Origin of the sequence: Anabaenopsis tanganyikae CS-531 (assembly GCF_029891675.1) — a bacterium.
GTDB classification, from domain to species: domain Bacteria; phylum Cyanobacteriota; class Cyanobacteriia; order Cyanobacteriales; family Nostocaceae; genus Anabaenopsis; species Anabaenopsis arnoldii.
Window position 1 is genome coordinate 1 of sequence record NZ_JANQDF010000128.1, and the last position, 14,175, is coordinate 14,175.

At 42.1% G+C, this 14,175-nt stretch carries 17 protein-coding genes; 12 read left to right on the plus strand and 5 right to left on the minus strand.

What is annotated here, in order from left to right; genetic code table 11:
- Window positions 1-386: sensor histidine kinase (locus tag NWP22_RS12590; protein ID WP_280801962.1), on the plus strand; the 386-nt coding region annotated here is incomplete at its 5' end.
- Window positions 383-781, plus strand: coding sequence for a response regulator (locus NWP22_RS12595; RefSeq protein ID WP_280801963.1), 399 nt, complete (start codon window positions 383-385; stop codon window positions 779-781). The genes NWP22_RS12590 and NWP22_RS12595, both read left to right, overlap by 4 nt.
- Window positions 782-886: 105 nt before the next feature.
- Here NWP22_RS12595 and folB read toward each other — a convergent pair whose 3' ends face one another.
- Entirely contained in the window at window positions 887-1,246 is a 360-nt protein-coding gene (folB, locus tag NWP22_RS12600; RefSeq protein WP_271733583.1) for a dihydroneopterin aldolase, read from the minus strand.
- 95 nt (window positions 1,247-1,341) lie between these two features.
- Between folB and menD the strand changes: the two genes are divergently transcribed.
- Window positions 1,342-3,102, plus strand: a complete 1,761-nt coding sequence (gene menD, locus NWP22_RS12605; RefSeq protein ID WP_271733585.1) for a 2-succinyl-5-enolpyruvyl-6-hydroxy-3-cyclohexene-1-carboxylic-acid synthase — start codon at window positions 1,342-1,344, stop codon at window positions 3,100-3,102.
- A gap of 94 nt (window positions 3,103-3,196) precedes the next feature.
- Window positions 3,197-4,030, plus strand: a complete 834-nt coding sequence (gene menB, locus NWP22_RS12610; RefSeq protein WP_271733586.1) for a 1,4-dihydroxy-2-naphthoyl-CoA synthase — start codon at window positions 3,197-3,199, stop codon at window positions 4,028-4,030.
- A gap of 66 nt (window positions 4,031-4,096) precedes the next feature.
- On the opposite strand, the gene NWP22_RS12615 is transcribed toward menB, so the two are convergent.
- Together NWP22_RS12615 and NWP22_RS12620 are read right to left on the minus strand one after the other, a co-directional pair.
- A complete protein-coding gene (locus tag NWP22_RS12615) occupies window positions 4,097-4,411 on the minus strand; it encodes a hypothetical protein (RefSeq protein ID WP_271733587.1) in 315 nt (104 codons plus the stop codon).
- A gap of 364 nt (window positions 4,412-4,775) precedes the next feature.
- On the minus strand, window positions 4,776-5,318 hold the full coding sequence (locus NWP22_RS12620; RefSeq protein ID WP_271733588.1) for a DciA family protein: 543 nt from the start codon (window positions 5,316-5,318) through the stop codon (window positions 4,776-4,778).
- A gap of 234 nt (window positions 5,319-5,552) precedes the next feature.
- Here NWP22_RS12620 and NWP22_RS12625 point away from each other — a divergent pair, with 234 nt between their 5' ends.
- From NWP22_RS12625 to NWP22_RS12650, 6 genes are all read left to right on the plus strand, one after another.
- On the plus strand, window positions 5,553-6,242 hold the full coding sequence (locus NWP22_RS12625; RefSeq protein WP_271733589.1) for a PspA/IM30 family protein: 690 nt from the start codon (window positions 5,553-5,555) through the stop codon (window positions 6,240-6,242).
- Window positions 6,243-6,403: 161 nt separating this feature from the next.
- Window positions 6,404-7,180 (plus strand): PspA/IM30 family protein, encoded by a 777-nt coding sequence (locus NWP22_RS12630; protein ID WP_271733590.1) that lies wholly within the window; start codon window positions 6,404-6,406, stop codon window positions 7,178-7,180.
- A 175-nt stretch (window positions 7,181-7,355) separates the two neighbouring features.
- Window positions 7,356-7,691 carry a thioredoxin family protein gene (locus NWP22_RS12635; RefSeq protein WP_271733591.1) on the plus strand — a complete coding sequence of 112 codons (336 nt, stop codon included), beginning with the start codon at window positions 7,356-7,358 and terminating at the stop codon, window positions 7,689-7,691.
- 44 nt (window positions 7,692-7,735) lie between these two features.
- Window positions 7,736-8,920 (plus strand): LL-diaminopimelate aminotransferase, encoded by a 1,185-nt coding sequence (locus NWP22_RS12640; protein WP_271733612.1) that lies wholly within the window; start codon window positions 7,736-7,738, stop codon window positions 8,918-8,920.
- 46 nt (window positions 8,921-8,966) lie between these two features.
- Complete coding sequence (uvrC, locus tag NWP22_RS12645) at window positions 8,967-10,853, plus strand: excinuclease ABC subunit UvrC (protein WP_280801964.1); 1,887 nt, start codon at window positions 8,967-8,969, stop codon at window positions 10,851-10,853.
- Window positions 10,854-11,289: 436 nt separating this feature from the next.
- A complete protein-coding gene (locus tag NWP22_RS12650) occupies window positions 11,290-11,490 on the plus strand; it encodes a replication restart DNA helicase PriA (protein WP_271733594.1) in 201 nt (66 codons plus the stop codon).
- A gap of 4 nt (window positions 11,491-11,494) precedes the next feature.
- Here NWP22_RS12650 and rlmN read toward each other — a convergent pair whose 3' ends face one another.
- Together rlmN and NWP22_RS12660 are read right to left on the minus strand one after the other, a co-directional pair.
- Complete coding sequence (gene rlmN / locus NWP22_RS12655) at window positions 11,495-12,553, minus strand: dual-specificity RNA methyltransferase RlmN (RefSeq protein ID WP_271733595.1); 1,059 nt, start codon at window positions 12,551-12,553, stop codon at window positions 11,495-11,497.
- A 241-nt stretch (window positions 12,554-12,794) separates the two neighbouring features.
- Entirely contained in the window at window positions 12,795-13,103 is a 309-nt protein-coding gene (locus tag NWP22_RS12660; RefSeq protein ID WP_271733596.1) for a TIGR03792 family protein, read from the minus strand.
- A gap of 140 nt (window positions 13,104-13,243) precedes the next feature.
- On the opposite strand from NWP22_RS12660, the gene NWP22_RS12665 reads away from it, so the two are divergent.
- Both NWP22_RS12665 and NWP22_RS12670 read left to right on the plus strand, forming a co-directional pair.
- A complete protein-coding gene (locus tag NWP22_RS12665) occupies window positions 13,244-13,567 on the plus strand; it encodes a phasin family protein (RefSeq protein ID WP_271733597.1) in 324 nt (107 codons plus the stop codon).
- Window positions 13,568-13,630: 63 nt separating this feature from the next.
- Window positions 13,631-14,152 carry an FKBP-type peptidyl-prolyl cis-trans isomerase gene (locus NWP22_RS12670; RefSeq protein WP_280801965.1) on the plus strand — a complete coding sequence of 174 codons (522 nt, stop codon included), beginning with the start codon at window positions 13,631-13,633 and terminating at the stop codon, window positions 14,150-14,152.
- Window positions 14,153-14,175 lie beyond the last annotated feature (23 nt).

A 14,175-nucleotide genomic window follows, 5' to 3' on the forward strand; every position in this document is an offset into this window, starting at 1 on the left:
GGATTTCCCTCAAGTTCAATGTTCCCAATATCCAGATATTTGCTGATTTTAGAGCCATTCTGCAAACCTTAACGAATTTATTAGGGAATGCCATTAAGTTTTCCCGACCTGGTGGTACTGTGGAATTGTCAGTAAGTATGAGTGAGGAAGATATTCTGTTTACCATCACAGATCAAGGTAAAGGTATTCCCCCGGAAAAATTAGAAGCGATCTTCGGGAGGTTTCAACAAGTTGATGTATCCGACGCTCGCCAAAAAGGCGGTACAGGTCTGGGTCTGGCAATTTGTAGAAGCATTGTTGAAGAACATCAGGGTAAAATTTGGGCAGAAAGTGTATTAAATATTGGTAGCACATTTTACTTTAATATACCGAGAAAATATCTATGACAAAAAAAATTTTGATTGTCGATGATGAAAAAGATATTTGTGCTGTTTTACGAGTATCTTTAGAAAAGTTTGCCCTTTGGCAAGCAATTGTAGCCACATCCGGAAAAGAAGCTATACTCAAAGCTAAATTAGAATCCCCCGATGCAATTTTATTAGATGTATCTATGCCAGATATGGATGGTTTTCAAGTCTGGGAAAAGTTACAAGCTGATACTGCTACCCAATTGATACCAGTTATTTTAGTAACTGCAAAGGTATTATCAAAAGATCGGAAACATTTTAGCACAATGGGTGTTGCTGGAGTGATTACCAAACCTTTTAACCCCGTGACGATTTGGGAGGAAATAGTCAGAATAATATCTGAACATGATCTCAAAAAGCAAGAAAATCTGTGAATTCATACAAGCTGCTATATTGATGCTGCCAAGAAAATCCTAAACATCAATACCTATAATAACAGTATGGTATTTTTTGACCCCAAGAGATGCAGTGGTGAGCATCTACCTGGTTTTAGTCATTTCAACACTAATTCTGCCACCAAAATCAGGAATAGGCGCGGCGGGTTTACTGAGAATGACTTGCACTTTTGTGACGCGATCGCACTTTTCCAGCATAGAATCAGCGATCACACTTACTAATTTTTCTACTAAAGCAAACTTAGCTGTTTTTACCAGATGTTGTATGGAACTAATGACAGTGCGATAATCTATAGTATCTTCAATGGCATCAGTCTTAGCAACGGTGGACATATCTAACCATAACTTCACATCCACCTCAAACCACTGCCCTAATACCTGTTCTTCTGGTAGATATCCAGTGTAACCATAGCAGCGAATATTAGTTAAATGAATGCAATCCATAAGACCTTGAGAGTAAATTTGACATTTAGCGGTGACTGGAAAACTTCAACTTTCCCAGAGAAATTTGCAAGAGAATTTCAAATGATAGGATGGCTATGCTTGATTTAACACCAGCCTATCAGAATGTTAATCAACTTTGGGCTTACATATTGACCGAGACACTCAAACGCTTGGGATTGAACTGTGTAGTCATTTGTCCTGGTTCCCGTTCTACACCTTTAGTAGTCGCCTTTGTCGAGCAAATACCTGATATTGAAGCCATTTCTATTCTTGATGAGCGTTCAGCCGCTTTTTTCGCCTTGGGAAGAGCCAAAGCCACCGGGGTTCCTGTAGCATTGGTTTGCACATCTGGAACCGCAGGAGCGAATTTTTACCCCGCAATCATTGAGGCCCAAGAAAGTCGTGTACCATTGTTGGTGTTAACCAGCGATCGACCACAAGAATTAAGAAATTGTCATTCGGGGCAAACCATAGACCAAGTAAAATTATATAGTAATTACCCAAACTGGCAAGCAGAGTTAGCTATACCCTCCCCAGACTTGAAAATGCTCGGTTATCTCCGACAAACCGTCATTCATGCTTGGGAGCGCTGTCAAATTCCCACACAGGGGCCAGTTCATTTAAATATTCCCTTCCGTGACCCCCTCGCACCCATTCCCGATGGAACTGACTTGAGGAATTTACAGTCAAACTTACACCCAGAAGCCTTTTTTGCAGGTGTAGGAAAGACTAACCTCATTCCCCACTCCCCATTCCCCATTCCCCAACAGTGGTTACAATCTGAACGCGGGATCATCATCGCCGGTGTCGCTCAACCCCAAAAAGCCGAGAAATATTGTCAAGCGATCGCCCATCTTTCCCAAACACTCAACTGGCCTGTTTTAGCTGAGGGACTTTCCCCACTCAGAAATTATGCTAGCCTCAACCCATACTTAATTTCCACCTACGATATCATTTTACGTAATCAGAAACTTGCCCAAGAATTAACACCAGAAATAGTAATTCAAATTGGCGAAATGCCTACCAGTAAAGAACTACGTCACTGGCTATCTAACACCCAACCCCAATACTGGATAATTGATAGTAGTTATCAAGACCTAGACCCTTTACATGGAAAAACCACACATTTAAGGATATCTGTAGAAAATATATATGACTGGGGCGCAGTGAATAGTCACCCAGGGATTTATTTACAAAAATGGTGTTATCTAGAAATACAAGTCCGAAAAAAAATTGATGAAATATTTGCGAATATAGACGAAATAATTGAAAGTAAAATCTCGTGGGTAATTTCTCAAAATCTCCCCCCACTAACACCCCTATTTATTTCTAATAGTATGCCGGTCAGGGATGTAGAATATTTCTGGAAACCGAATAACTTAGGTGTGCAACCTTATTTTAACCGAGGTGCAAATGGCATTGATGGCATACTATCCACAGCATTAGGAATTGCACACCATCAGCAAAGTAGTGTGCTGTTAACAGGGGACTTGGCCTTATTACATGATACCAACGGATTTTTAATTAAAAACAAATTCCTAGGACATTTGACCATTGTGTTAATTAATAACAATGGTGGGGGTATTTTTGAAATGTTACCCATAGCCAAATTTGAGCCACCATTTGAAGAATTTTTTGCCACTCCCCAGAATATCGATTTTGCTCGGTTATGTGCTACATACAATATACCGCATGAGTTTATTAGTTCTTGGGAACAGTTACAGAAGAAATTGTCTGTTTTACCAAATAAGGGAATTAGAGTTTTAGAAGTCAGGACAAATAGAAAATTAGATGCTCAGTGGAGAAAAGAAAGTTTAGAGAAATTAGCGCTAGATATTGCAGTGCATCTCTTGTAAGGTAAACTAGCAGCGGGCAAGATGCCCAAACCACAAGATACAAAAGTTACTCACATAAAATTCTCAATTCTCATCTCATCTTACTATATACATCATGCACATTAACTGGCAAATAGCCAAAAACTACGAAGATATACTGTATCACAAAACCGATGGCATTGCTAAAATTACCATTAACCGTCCCCATAAACGGAATGCCTTCCGTCCCAAAACCGTCTTTGAACTGTATGACGCTTTCTGTGATGCCCGAGAAGATACTAGTATAGGCGTAGTTCTATTTACTGGTGCTGGACCACACACTGATGGTAAATACGCTTTCTGTTCTGGGGGAGATCAAAGTGTCCGAGGACAGGCCGGTTATGTTGACGATGCTGGGATCCCCCGCTTAAACGTCTTAGACTTGCAGCGACTGATTCGTTCTATGCCAAAAGTGGTAATTGCTTTAGTAGCTGGTTATGCTGTGGGTGGTGGACACGTGCTGCACTTGATTTGTGACCTCACCATTGCCGCGGATAATGCTATTTTTGGACAGACTGGCCCTAAAGTAGGCAGTTTTGACGGTGGTTTTGGTGCTAGTTATCTCGCCCGTATTGTGGGACAAAAAAAAGCACGGGAAATTTGGTTTTTATGCCGCCAATATAATGCACAACAAGCTCTAGATATGGGTTTAATTAATTGTATTGTCCCAGTAGAACAACTAGAAGCTGAAGGTATTCAATGGGCGCAAGAAATTTTAGAAAAAAGTCCGATTGCAATTCGGTGTCTAAAAGCAGCATTCAACGCTGATTGTGACGGACAAGCTGGTTTACAAGAACTGGCCGGAAACGCCACCTTACTGTATTACATGACAGAAGAGGGTTCTGAGGGAAAACAAGCCTTTTTAGAAAAACGTCCCCCGAATTTTCGCACCTTTCCTTGGCTACCTTAAAATGTCGATACTTAATCGCTTTTTTTGATTAAGCACACCAAATAAATAGAAAACCACAGATAAATACTATATTTGCGCCATCTGAGTCTTAGCCTCCTGGGAAGTGTAGGTAGTTATTTCCTCTACAGGCGCAATCATAGTATTCTCTGGATGTGTAGCCAGAGTTGGTGAAGAACCTAAAACTCTTGTTGCATCTGGTAAACCCCAAGCGTCTTCCAACGTTTCCCAAGAAGGTGCAAAAGGTGGAAGCGCCAAAGAGCAAGCTTTCCAACTTGCTTGTACGGGGCTTCCTAACTTCTGACACATTCCGCCTCGGCGACCTTCTGGCTGGTAATGACGACAATATCTACAGGCAGATGTCAAGGATTTAATGGGTTTCATTGGGGTTCATCTTTAAATGCAATTTATGATTAATTTCTATTGTTCTTATATTGTGCCTTTATATATAAATAGGTAAGATCACCAAAAAGTCATTATTTTACCTAGGTTTCAGCGATCCCCGCACCGGGATAAACTTTACGATCTCTTTATATTCTTGTTATATATGTAAATGATCACAGGAGTGGGTACACGCTTATTTAAGACTAAAAACCGCTAGGGATCAAAGATAAAGTTAGGATCATGGATTTAAATTAAATCCTAAATTGATGAATCGGGTATGGTCGGTGTCATGAAATCTCCCAGTTTACTCAGGATAAACGGCAGACTTTAAAATAAACTCATATAGTTATTAACTCATAAAGATTTAAAACTGCTTGGAAACACAAACACAACACACACCCCAACGCTGGAGTTCACCGGGTGGGGTGGGAGCCTGACACTGTGGACAAAGGGGTAAGCCATGCGATCGCCCTTGCATTCTTTTAGCCCAGGATGCAAAAGCCATCTTGGGATTCTCAATAGTGGGTGTAGTCTCACTCGGTGAACTACTGACATCACCCAGATAACTGGGATGCTCCTGTGGGATAATGCTTATGGGCTGTAAGTAATCTGGAAGAGGCTGCCAATCTTTAGTGGAAAAGCGAATATCTACCAACGGCTCAGACAAATTTTGATTTAACTTTAAAAGCACAGCGGTGCGTCCAAATGTCATGTTCTGCGCCCAAGCAGCGCTAGAAGTTGCTACGAATAAAACATGACGCTGAATTGATAACGGACGCGTATGGGTAGCAGCCACTTTTCCCACAATATCTGGCCATAACTCTAGCAAGCGCTGCAAGGGTTGTTCTTGCCATTTGGCTTGTTGTTTTAGACCATCTAAAATATGATTAACTGACTTAAACGACATCTTGAGAGATTAAAATTTTTTCAGACCTATTTAAAATAGTGGCAGATAAATATGTCAGCTAAAACACACCTGGTTTAAATATTCCCCCAGGAAGGTAAAAGTCTAGGATAGGATGAAGACAATATTTATCATTTATCCGGCTGAGTCCATGGGTATTGGATATTGCATTCTTTTTGCCTAGTACTTAGTTTCCATTCCACGGCACTGTGGACAAAACATCAATGGAGAGTCAACATGGAAATTATCAAGCGTATCCTGCGGATAATTCGCGCTAATATCAATAGCTTGCTAGGTAGTGCCGAAGATCCAGAGAAAATTCTCGAACAAGCCGTCATGGAGATGCAGGACAACTTGGTGCGATTACGACAAGGAGTCGCACAGGCCATCGCCACTCAAAAACGCACCGAAAGACAGGCCGCTGGCGCACAATCAACATCAGAAGAATGGTATCGCCGCGCTCAATTAGCACTACAACAGGGAAATGAACTTTTAGCACGGGAAGCTTTAACTAAACGCAAAGCTTATCAAGAAACGGCTACGGCTCTATCTACTCAAATAGAGCAGCAAAATGAGATAGTAGCTAGACTAAAAAAGGATATGCGATCGCTAGAGTTAAAAATCAGCGAGGCGAAAACCAAAAAAGATATGTATATAGCTCGCGCCCGTTCCGCTGAGGCTGCTGTCCGACTCCAGGATATGCTCGATACTACCTCCCCTACCAGTAGTCTCAATGCCTTTGAGCGCATGGAAGATAAAGTTTTGCAAATTGAAGCCCAATCAGAAGCCATGGCGCAACTGGGTACTGACGACTTACAAAAACAATTCGACTCCCTAGAAGCTGCTAGTGACATCGATAGGGAATTAGCAGCCCTCAAAGGTCAGGTGTTAAGTCAACAGCAATTACCTGAGAGTCAAGACCGCTAAACATTGGGCAATGAGCACATTTAGGATATATCTTAAAAAATAACGGGCTTCGGGAGGTAGGGAACCAAGCGGGAAAAATTACATTGAAATAGACAGCTACTAAAATAGTAAAAAAGAAAACTTAATCACAAAACGCGTCCACTGCCAAAGGAAAAAAAATTATGGGATTATTTGATCGAATTAGACGAGTAGTCAGCTCTAACCTCAACGACTTGGTGAATAAAGCTGAAGACCCAGAAAAAATGCTAGAACAAGCTATCCTGGAAATGCAGCAAGACTTGGTACAGTTGCGTCAAGGTGTAGCTCAGGCGATCGCTGCTCAAAAACGCACTCAGACACAGTACAATGAGTCCCAAAATGAAATCAACAAGTGGCAACGCAATGCTCAATTAGCCCTGCAAAAGGGCGATGAAAACCTAGCACGACAAGCTCTAGAACGTAAAAAGAGTTTTAGTGATACCAGTCTGGCTCTCAAAACTAGCTTAGATCAGCAAACCACTCAAACTGAAACCCTCAAGCGCAACTTAATGCAGCTAGAAAGCAAGATTTCTGAAGCCAAAACCAAAAAAGAAATGCTCAAAGCTCGCATTACCTCCGCCAAAGCCCAAGAGCAACTCGAAGGTATGGTGCGGGGGATGAGTACCAGCAGCGCCATGGCTGCATTTGAGCGCATGGAAGAAAAGGTCTTGATGCAAGAAGCTCGCGCCCAAGCCGGAGCGGAGTTGGCTGGTGCGGATTTAGAAACCCAATTTGCCCAGTTGGAAAGTAGCGATGTTGATGATGAGTTAGCAGCATTGAAGGCACAAATGCTACCACCTGCGGCAGCACCCAACCAACTACAAACACCACCAGAAAAAGAGAGCAGCGCTGCCAAATCTTATGATGTTGTTGATGCCGACTTAGAAGCCCTGAAAAGGCAATTAAATGAAATAGATTAAATGTAAGGCATATTTCCTTACTTCTACGTAATTCCCACAACTTCGCTTGTGGGATGTTACATGAGCATTCAACTATTTTTCGCTTTTCATCACCATCATTAATGACAGTATCCAGCACTTTTAAGATAAAGTATTGTGTGTGAACTTTGATTAATGTCACTTAATGGAGACTGTCATGAGTGAAGGCGTAATCACCATAACTGATAATGAATTTGAATCAGAAGTATTGCAGTCCGAGCAACCTGTGTTAGTTTACTTTTGGGCTTCCTGGTGTGGCCCATGTAAATTGATGTCGCCCTTAATTAACCTTGCGGCTACCAAATACAGCGATCGCCTGAAAATAGTTAAAATGGAGGTCGATCCTAACCCCACCACCGTGAAAAACTACCAAGTAGAAGGTGTACCAGCCTTTAGACTCGTTCAGGGAGAAAAGCTATTAGCATCCACAGAAGGAGCGATTGGCAAAGACAGATTACTTCAGTTTTTAGATAAACACTTAAGTAATAATTAGTCTAGGGGCAGTAGCTAACTAATGACTAAGGACTAATGACTAATATGCAGTTTGCTCACCGTTTACAACCCCTGCAATCCAATGTATTTGCTGATATGGACAAAGCGAAAGCTGTGGCTTTATCAGCAGGAAGGCAGTTAATTGACCTGTCCTTAGGATCTTCGGACTTACCAGCTCAACCCCACGTAATTGAAGCCATAGCCAAATCTCTCCCTGACCCGAGTACCCACGGTTACTTATTGTTTCACGGTACTCAAGGATTTCGCCAAGCAGCTGCTCGCTGGTATCAAGAAAAATTTGGTATCAAAGTTGACCCAGAAACAGAGGTGCTGCCCCTCATTGGTTCCCAGGAAGGTACAGCCCATCTACCCTTAGCAGTCCTGAATCCAGGGGATTTCGCCTTATTATTAGATCCGGGCTACCCATCCCACGCGGGGGGAGTACATTTAGCTAGTGGTCAAATATACCCAATGCCACTAAGGGCAGAAAACAATTTCTTGCCGGTATTTGCGGAGATTCCAGCAAATGTTTTGGCCCAATCCCGGATGATGGTATTGAGCTATCCTCATAATCCTACGACCGCCATCGCTCCTTTATCTTTCTTCCAAGAGGCTGTGGTTTTCTGTCAGGAACATAATTTGGTTCTAGTTCACGATTTCCCCTATGTGGATTTGGTATTTGGGGAAACTGACAATGTACCCTCTGTGCTGCAAGCTGACCCAGATAAAAGTGTCTCTATTGAATTTTTTACCCTTTCTAAGTCCTATAATATGGGGGGCTTCCGTATAGGCTACGCCATCGGTAATCCCCACTTAATTCAGGCTTTACGCCAAGTCAAAGCAGCCATTGATTTTAATCAGTATCGCGGTATTTTGAATGGTGCGATCGCCGCCCTTACAGGACCTCAAGGGGGAGTCACAGATGCTGTTAATACCTTCGCTAAACGTCGGGATGCGTTTATCACCGCTTTACACCGTATCGGTTGGCCAGTACCCACACCCGCAGGGACAATGTACATCTGGGCTAAGTTACCCTCCCATTGGGATCAAAATTCTGTGGAATTCTGCACTGAGTTAGTCAAACAAACTGGTGTAGCAGCTTCTCCGGGTGCTGGTTTTGGCAAATCTGGAGAAGGATATGTCCGCTTTGCTTTGGTACATGAACCACCGTTACTGGAAACCGCTGTGGAGAGAATTGCTAAATTTCTTCAAACTTCACACCCAGCATAAACTTAAAATAAAGTTAGGTATATTCTCAAATTACCTAACTTTAACCGTGAATGTATCTGATAAAACACTACCACTGATTAAAGAGCCTGAACGTTTATCAGCCCGTCTTGGGGAAATCCCCGCGGAGCCGGGTGTTTATTTGATGCGCGACCGGAGCGATCGCATTATCTATATAGGGAAATCACGGAAATTGCGATCGCGTGTTCGTTCCTACTTTCGCGAGGGAAATCACAAAAGCCATCGTACAGCTACCATGGTTCAGCAGGTGACGGAGATTGAATTTATTGTCACCGATACCGAAGCCGAAGCATTAGCCCTAGAAGCCAACTTAATTAAGCAGCATCAGCCATATTTTAACGTTTTACTCAAAGATGACAAAAAATATCCCTATATCTGTATTACTTGGTCAGAAGACTATCCCCGGATTTTCATCACTCGCAAACGTCAACTAGGTAACGCTCAAGATAAGTTTTACGGTCCTTATACAGATACAGGTTTATTACGAGAAATATTAAGCATATCTAAACGCATTTTTGCACTGCGACAACGACGCCAACCACTGTTTAAGGACCGTCCTTGCTTGAATTATGACCTAGGGCGATGTCCTGGTGTATGTCAACAGTTAATTTCCCCCCCAGAATACCGCAAAACTGTAGAAAAGGTGGCGATGATCTTCCAAGGAAGAACCCAGGAATTGATTGATATTCTCACAGCACAAATGCAAACCGCAGCTGAAGCCTTAAACTTTGAATTAGCGGCGCGGATTCGTGATCAAATATCTGGGTTAAAATCCTTAACCGCTGATCAAAAGGTTTCCTTACCAGATGATACAGTTTCACGGGATGCTTTAGCACTGGCAACTGACAAAGAACACGCTTGTATTCAATTATTTCAGATTCGCGCCGGGAAACTTGTAGGACGGTTGGCATTTGTCGCCAATAGTCATGCTGAACCGGGAGCGATTTTACAGCGAGTTTTAGAAGAGCATTATCAACCTGCTGATGCGGTGGAAATTCCCACAGAGATTTTAGTACAGCACGAGTTACCAGATGGGGAAATATTGGCGGATATCTTGACTCAACGCAAGGGGAGAAAAGTCACAATTTCAGTACCCCAGCGCCAAACTAAGGCAGAATTAATTGAGATGGTCCAGCGCAATGCTGAGTATGAATTACAGAGAATGCAGAAGTTAGGCGATCGCAACCATGAAGCCATGGCAGATTTAGCCGCTATTCTTAATTTACCAGATTTACCCCACCGCATGGAAGGTTATGATATTTCTCACATTCAGGGGTCTAATGCTGTGGGTTCCCAAGTTGTGTTTATTGATGGGTTACCTGGTAAACAGCACTATCGCCACTACAAAATCAAAAACCCCACGGTGACAATTGGACATTCAGATGATTTTGCCAGTTTAGCTGAAGTTATCCATAGGCGATTTCGTCAGTATAGCGCCGACCCACAATTACCCAGGGTAGGGAATCCCGATTGGCCTGATTTAATTATGATTGATGGCGGTAAAGGTCAGTTATCGGCAGTGGTGGCTGTGCTGCGGGAAATGAATTTATTAGCAGACCTGCGGGTTGTCAGTTTGGCCAAGCAACGAGAAGAGATTTTTTTACCCGCAGAGTCTCAACCTTTAGAAACTGACGCGGAACAACCAGGAATACAGTTATTGCGCCGGTTAAGAGATGAAGCCCATCGTTTTGCTGTGAGTTTTCATCGTCAACAACGCAGTGAGCAATTTAAGCGATCGCGTTTAGATGAAATTCCCGGCTTAGGACATCATCGACAAAAGCAGCTTTTAGGACATTTCCGCTCTGTTGATTATATCAGACAAGCCACACTCACACAACTAGCTGAGGTTCCAGGGATTGGACCGAGGTTAGCCCAAGAAATTTACAATTATTTCCATCCGCATCACAATAATTAACAATTATTTACCTGCTGGAATTCCTAGCAGGATTTAAATGATCTCTTCAAGATCTCTTCAATTTTTACATTAAATGTTAACAAAATCTTAAAAGAGAAATTTTGTTACAGAGGATACAGTAATTTATCACTGTTACTTTTTCAATACAATAAAGGCTGTTAAAACATATCAGTCGCACTATAAAACCAAGCTCTCTCAAACGATTAATCATAGGGATCACTCATTTTCTAACAAATCTATAAGTGAAAATTTGATTTCTATATCTAAAGTAAGATGGTAATTTTGTAAAAATAGGATAGCATACAAAGACAATAAAAACCTCAATTTCAAACTTTCAGGAAAAGCATCAACCAATATCAAAGTTTCTTATTGCTGCATCTAAATTTAAAATTCTTGCCTTCTCGATTAATAAATAGTTACAACCAGGGGTTTAAAAATGAATACAGTCCAAAAAGTTCACTGCCCAAATTGCGGCAGTGATGCGGAAAGACACTATATTACTGATAGTCACTTAACCAGGACACAATGCCCAAGTTGCGATTACTTGATGATCAGTTGCACCTTGACCGGGAAAGTAATTGAGGCTTATGCACCTGGTATTTCTGTCACAAAACAATTGAGTGCTAAAGTTAGGTAAACACTTACTTACTGGCCCGGAGTTGTCCACAAGCAGCATCAGCTTCTAAACCACGAGAATAGCGGACACTCACAGCAATTTTTTGTTGTTTGAGAACGTTCACAAAGGCTTGAATGCGATCGCCTTTGGGGCGCTTGTAGTCAACTTCCTGGATGGGATTGTAGGGAATCAAGTTCACATGACTTTGGAATCCCCGCAGACATTTTGCTAGTTGTAAAGCGTGCTCTGGTAGGTCATTAAACCCAGCCAGGAGAATATATTCAAAAGATATACGTCTTCTCGTGATTTCCACATATTCCCGACATTCATCTAACAAGTCTTCTAGAGGATATGGTCGGGCGCTGGGAATGAGTTGTTCTCTAAGTGCTTGGTTGGGTGCGTGCAAACTCACAGCTAGAGTGACTTGTAAATTCTGTCGGGCAAATTGACGGATGCGATCGCGAATACCAACGGTAGAAACAGTCAGCGATCGCTGTCCAATACCCACGTCTTGATTTAAGCATCTTAAAGATGCTAATACATTATCAGTATTTAATAACGGTTCACCCATCCCCATAAATACCACATGGCTAACCCGTTCCTGAAAATCTTCTTGCACCGTCAATACTTGATCGACGATTTCATGTATTTCTAAGTTGCGAGTGTAGCCACCCTTACCAGTAGCGCAAAAATCACAGGCCATGGGACAACCTACCTGAGTAGAAACACAAACTGTCAGCCGTTTTGCCGTGGGAATACCAACAGTTTCAATGATTTGATCATCTGCAAGTCGTAACAGATATTTTATCGTGCCATCCGGTGCCACAGCACGATGATGTATCGTTGAACGTCCAATGGGGATTTCTGCAAGTTCTGCACGCCACTGTTTAGGAAAGACAGAAATATCAGCTAGCGATCGCACACCCTGATGATAAATCGAATCGTGCAGCTGTTTACCTCGATAAGCTGGCTGTCCCTGCTGTTGTACCCACCCGCTTAACTCGGAAACAGAAGCACCTAGTAGGGGCGGAATTATTGCTGATTTGACTGAATTTACCTGAGAAACAAGAGGCGTAGCAGACATAAATAATCAAAAATTGATACTTGATTTCTATGCTACAACTTTCAAATCATTTTGGGCGTGCTTCTCTTGAAGGGGGGACAAATGAACCACAGCAGGCCAGAAAACACAGCCAACTAGGAAAAATCATCTAGCGTTTCCACCTTTAGTGAGCAAACCAAATTATCTGTGTCCATCTGTGGTTAATTAACCCTTAAAAGTACCTACCAAACAGAGAACTGCTATATTTATCTAGTATTTATACTTAGGTAACCAGAAATTTTTCCACTTGAAACTCTGCTGATTCGACAATTGGGTAGGTTTCGCCCATGGCTTGGGCGAATTTGGCTGCAATTATTTGTAAATCTTCTCCGGGTATGGCTTGCCACTGTTCTCTTGTTGCCCAACGAATAATTAAAATAAGTTCTGTGGGGTCATTGGGGTTAGTCCATACTTCTTTACCCAAAAATCCTGGATACTTAGCCAGGGTTGTTGTCCAAATTTCGCTATCCTTCTGGATGTAATTTGCTCGCGCTTCTCGGGGAACTTGAAATTTCAGGAGTTCTATCACCACACTATTTAATTTCCTTTCTGTTTTTCAGAATTTGCCAAAATAGAAATGTAGGCTAAAATCACAACTTTTCCAGCATAGCTTGATGACTACACTCAACAGTCAAACTCAGCTAGCGGAGAATAAGGAACACCGAAGAAAGTATGGATAGTAATAATTGGTTACAACAGTTAATGATGCTCGGTATTGGTACAACGTCTTTGGTAGCTGAAAAAATGCGCCAAGTCAGTGACGATTTGGTCAAGGACGGTAAACTCGATCCTGAACAAGCTAAGGCGGTCATGGATGATATTGTACAGCAGTTAAGGTCAGACCAAGGAAACTGGGAAGAGCAAATGCAGCGACAAATGCGGAATGTTATGCAGGATTTCGGCGTTGCTCGTCAATCTGAAGTGGATGAATTACGGGGTAGAATTGACCGTTTAGAGCGTCAAGTGCGTGATTTAGAAAATAAGCTTTGGCGTTAAACTAAATTGTGTCCTCTTGATCATCTGAAAAATGTCAGGTTGCCTCATTAGGGAGAGCTAATTTTGAAATCAATTTTTCTCAGCGTGGGTTTCATGCTGGTTTGTGTTTTAGTTCTGGTATTAGCACAAGTTGGTAATAAAGTCAACTCTGCTGTTGCCGCTAATTTAACAGAAACTACACCAGCACCCACGAATGTCACCAAAAACCAAACCTTGATTGCGAGTAATAGTATGTCTGATACCAGTGTTGTAACTAATCCATCTGGATTGAAATATGTGGAATTGGAAGAGGGAACTGGGGCGACTCCTGAACGGGGACAAACCGTTGTAGTTCACTACACCGGTACTTTAGAAAATGGGAAGAAGTTTGATAGCTCACGCGATCGCAATAGTCCCTTCGAGTTTAAAATCGGTATCGGACAGGTGATCAAAGGTTGGGATGAAGGACTAAGCACCATGAAAGTAGGCGGTCGTCGTCAGTTAATCATTCCCCCGGAGTTAGGTTATGGTTCCCGTGGTGCTGGTGGTGTGATTCCACCCAACGCTACTTTGCTGTTTGACGTGGAATTACTGGGTATTAAGTAGGAAATATAGCAGTTATCTGTTTG

What these genes read in the sequence shown, in the direction of transcription:
- NWP22_RS12640 (WP_271733612.1), top strand. Translation starts at nt 7,736, where the DNA reads ATGCAGTTTGCTCACCGTTTACAACCCCTGCAATCCAATGTATTTGCT.
- NWP22_RS12595 (WP_280801963.1), top strand. Translation starts at nt 383, where the DNA reads ATGACAAAAAAAATTTTGATTGTCGATGATGAAAAAGATATTTGTGCT.
- NWP22_RS12625 (WP_271733589.1), top strand. Translation starts at nt 5,553, where the DNA reads ATGGAAATTATCAAGCGTATCCTGCGGATAATTCGCGCTAATATCAAT.
- folB (WP_271733583.1), bottom strand. Translation starts at nt 1,246, where the DNA reads ATGGATTGCATTCATTTAACTAATATTCGCTGCTATGGTTACACTGGA.
- NWP22_RS12665 (WP_271733597.1), top strand. Translation starts at nt 13,244, where the DNA reads ATGGATAGTAATAATTGGTTACAACAGTTAATGATGCTCGGTATTGGT.
- NWP22_RS12620 (WP_271733588.1), bottom strand. Translation starts at nt 5,318, where the DNA reads ATGTCGTTTAAGTCAGTTAATCATATTTTAGATGGTCTAAAACAACAA.
- NWP22_RS12650 (WP_271733594.1), top strand. Translation starts at nt 11,290, where the DNA reads ATGAATACAGTCCAAAAAGTTCACTGCCCAAATTGCGGCAGTGATGCG.
- menD (WP_271733585.1), top strand. Translation starts at nt 1,342, where the DNA reads ATGCTTGATTTAACACCAGCCTATCAGAATGTTAATCAACTTTGGGCT.
- rlmN (WP_271733595.1), bottom strand. Translation starts at nt 12,553, where the DNA reads ATGTCTGCTACGCCTCTTGTTTCTCAGGTAAATTCAGTCAAATCAGCA.
- NWP22_RS12615 (WP_271733587.1), bottom strand. Translation starts at nt 4,411, where the DNA reads ATGAAACCCATTAAATCCTTGACATCTGCCTGTAGATATTGTCGTCAT.
- menB (WP_271733586.1), top strand. Translation starts at nt 3,197, where the DNA reads ATGCACATTAACTGGCAAATAGCCAAAAACTACGAAGATATACTGTAT.
- NWP22_RS12630 (WP_271733590.1), top strand. Translation starts at nt 6,404, where the DNA reads ATGGGATTATTTGATCGAATTAGACGAGTAGTCAGCTCTAACCTCAAC.
- NWP22_RS12635 (WP_271733591.1), top strand. Translation starts at nt 7,356, where the DNA reads ATGAGTGAAGGCGTAATCACCATAACTGATAATGAATTTGAATCAGAA.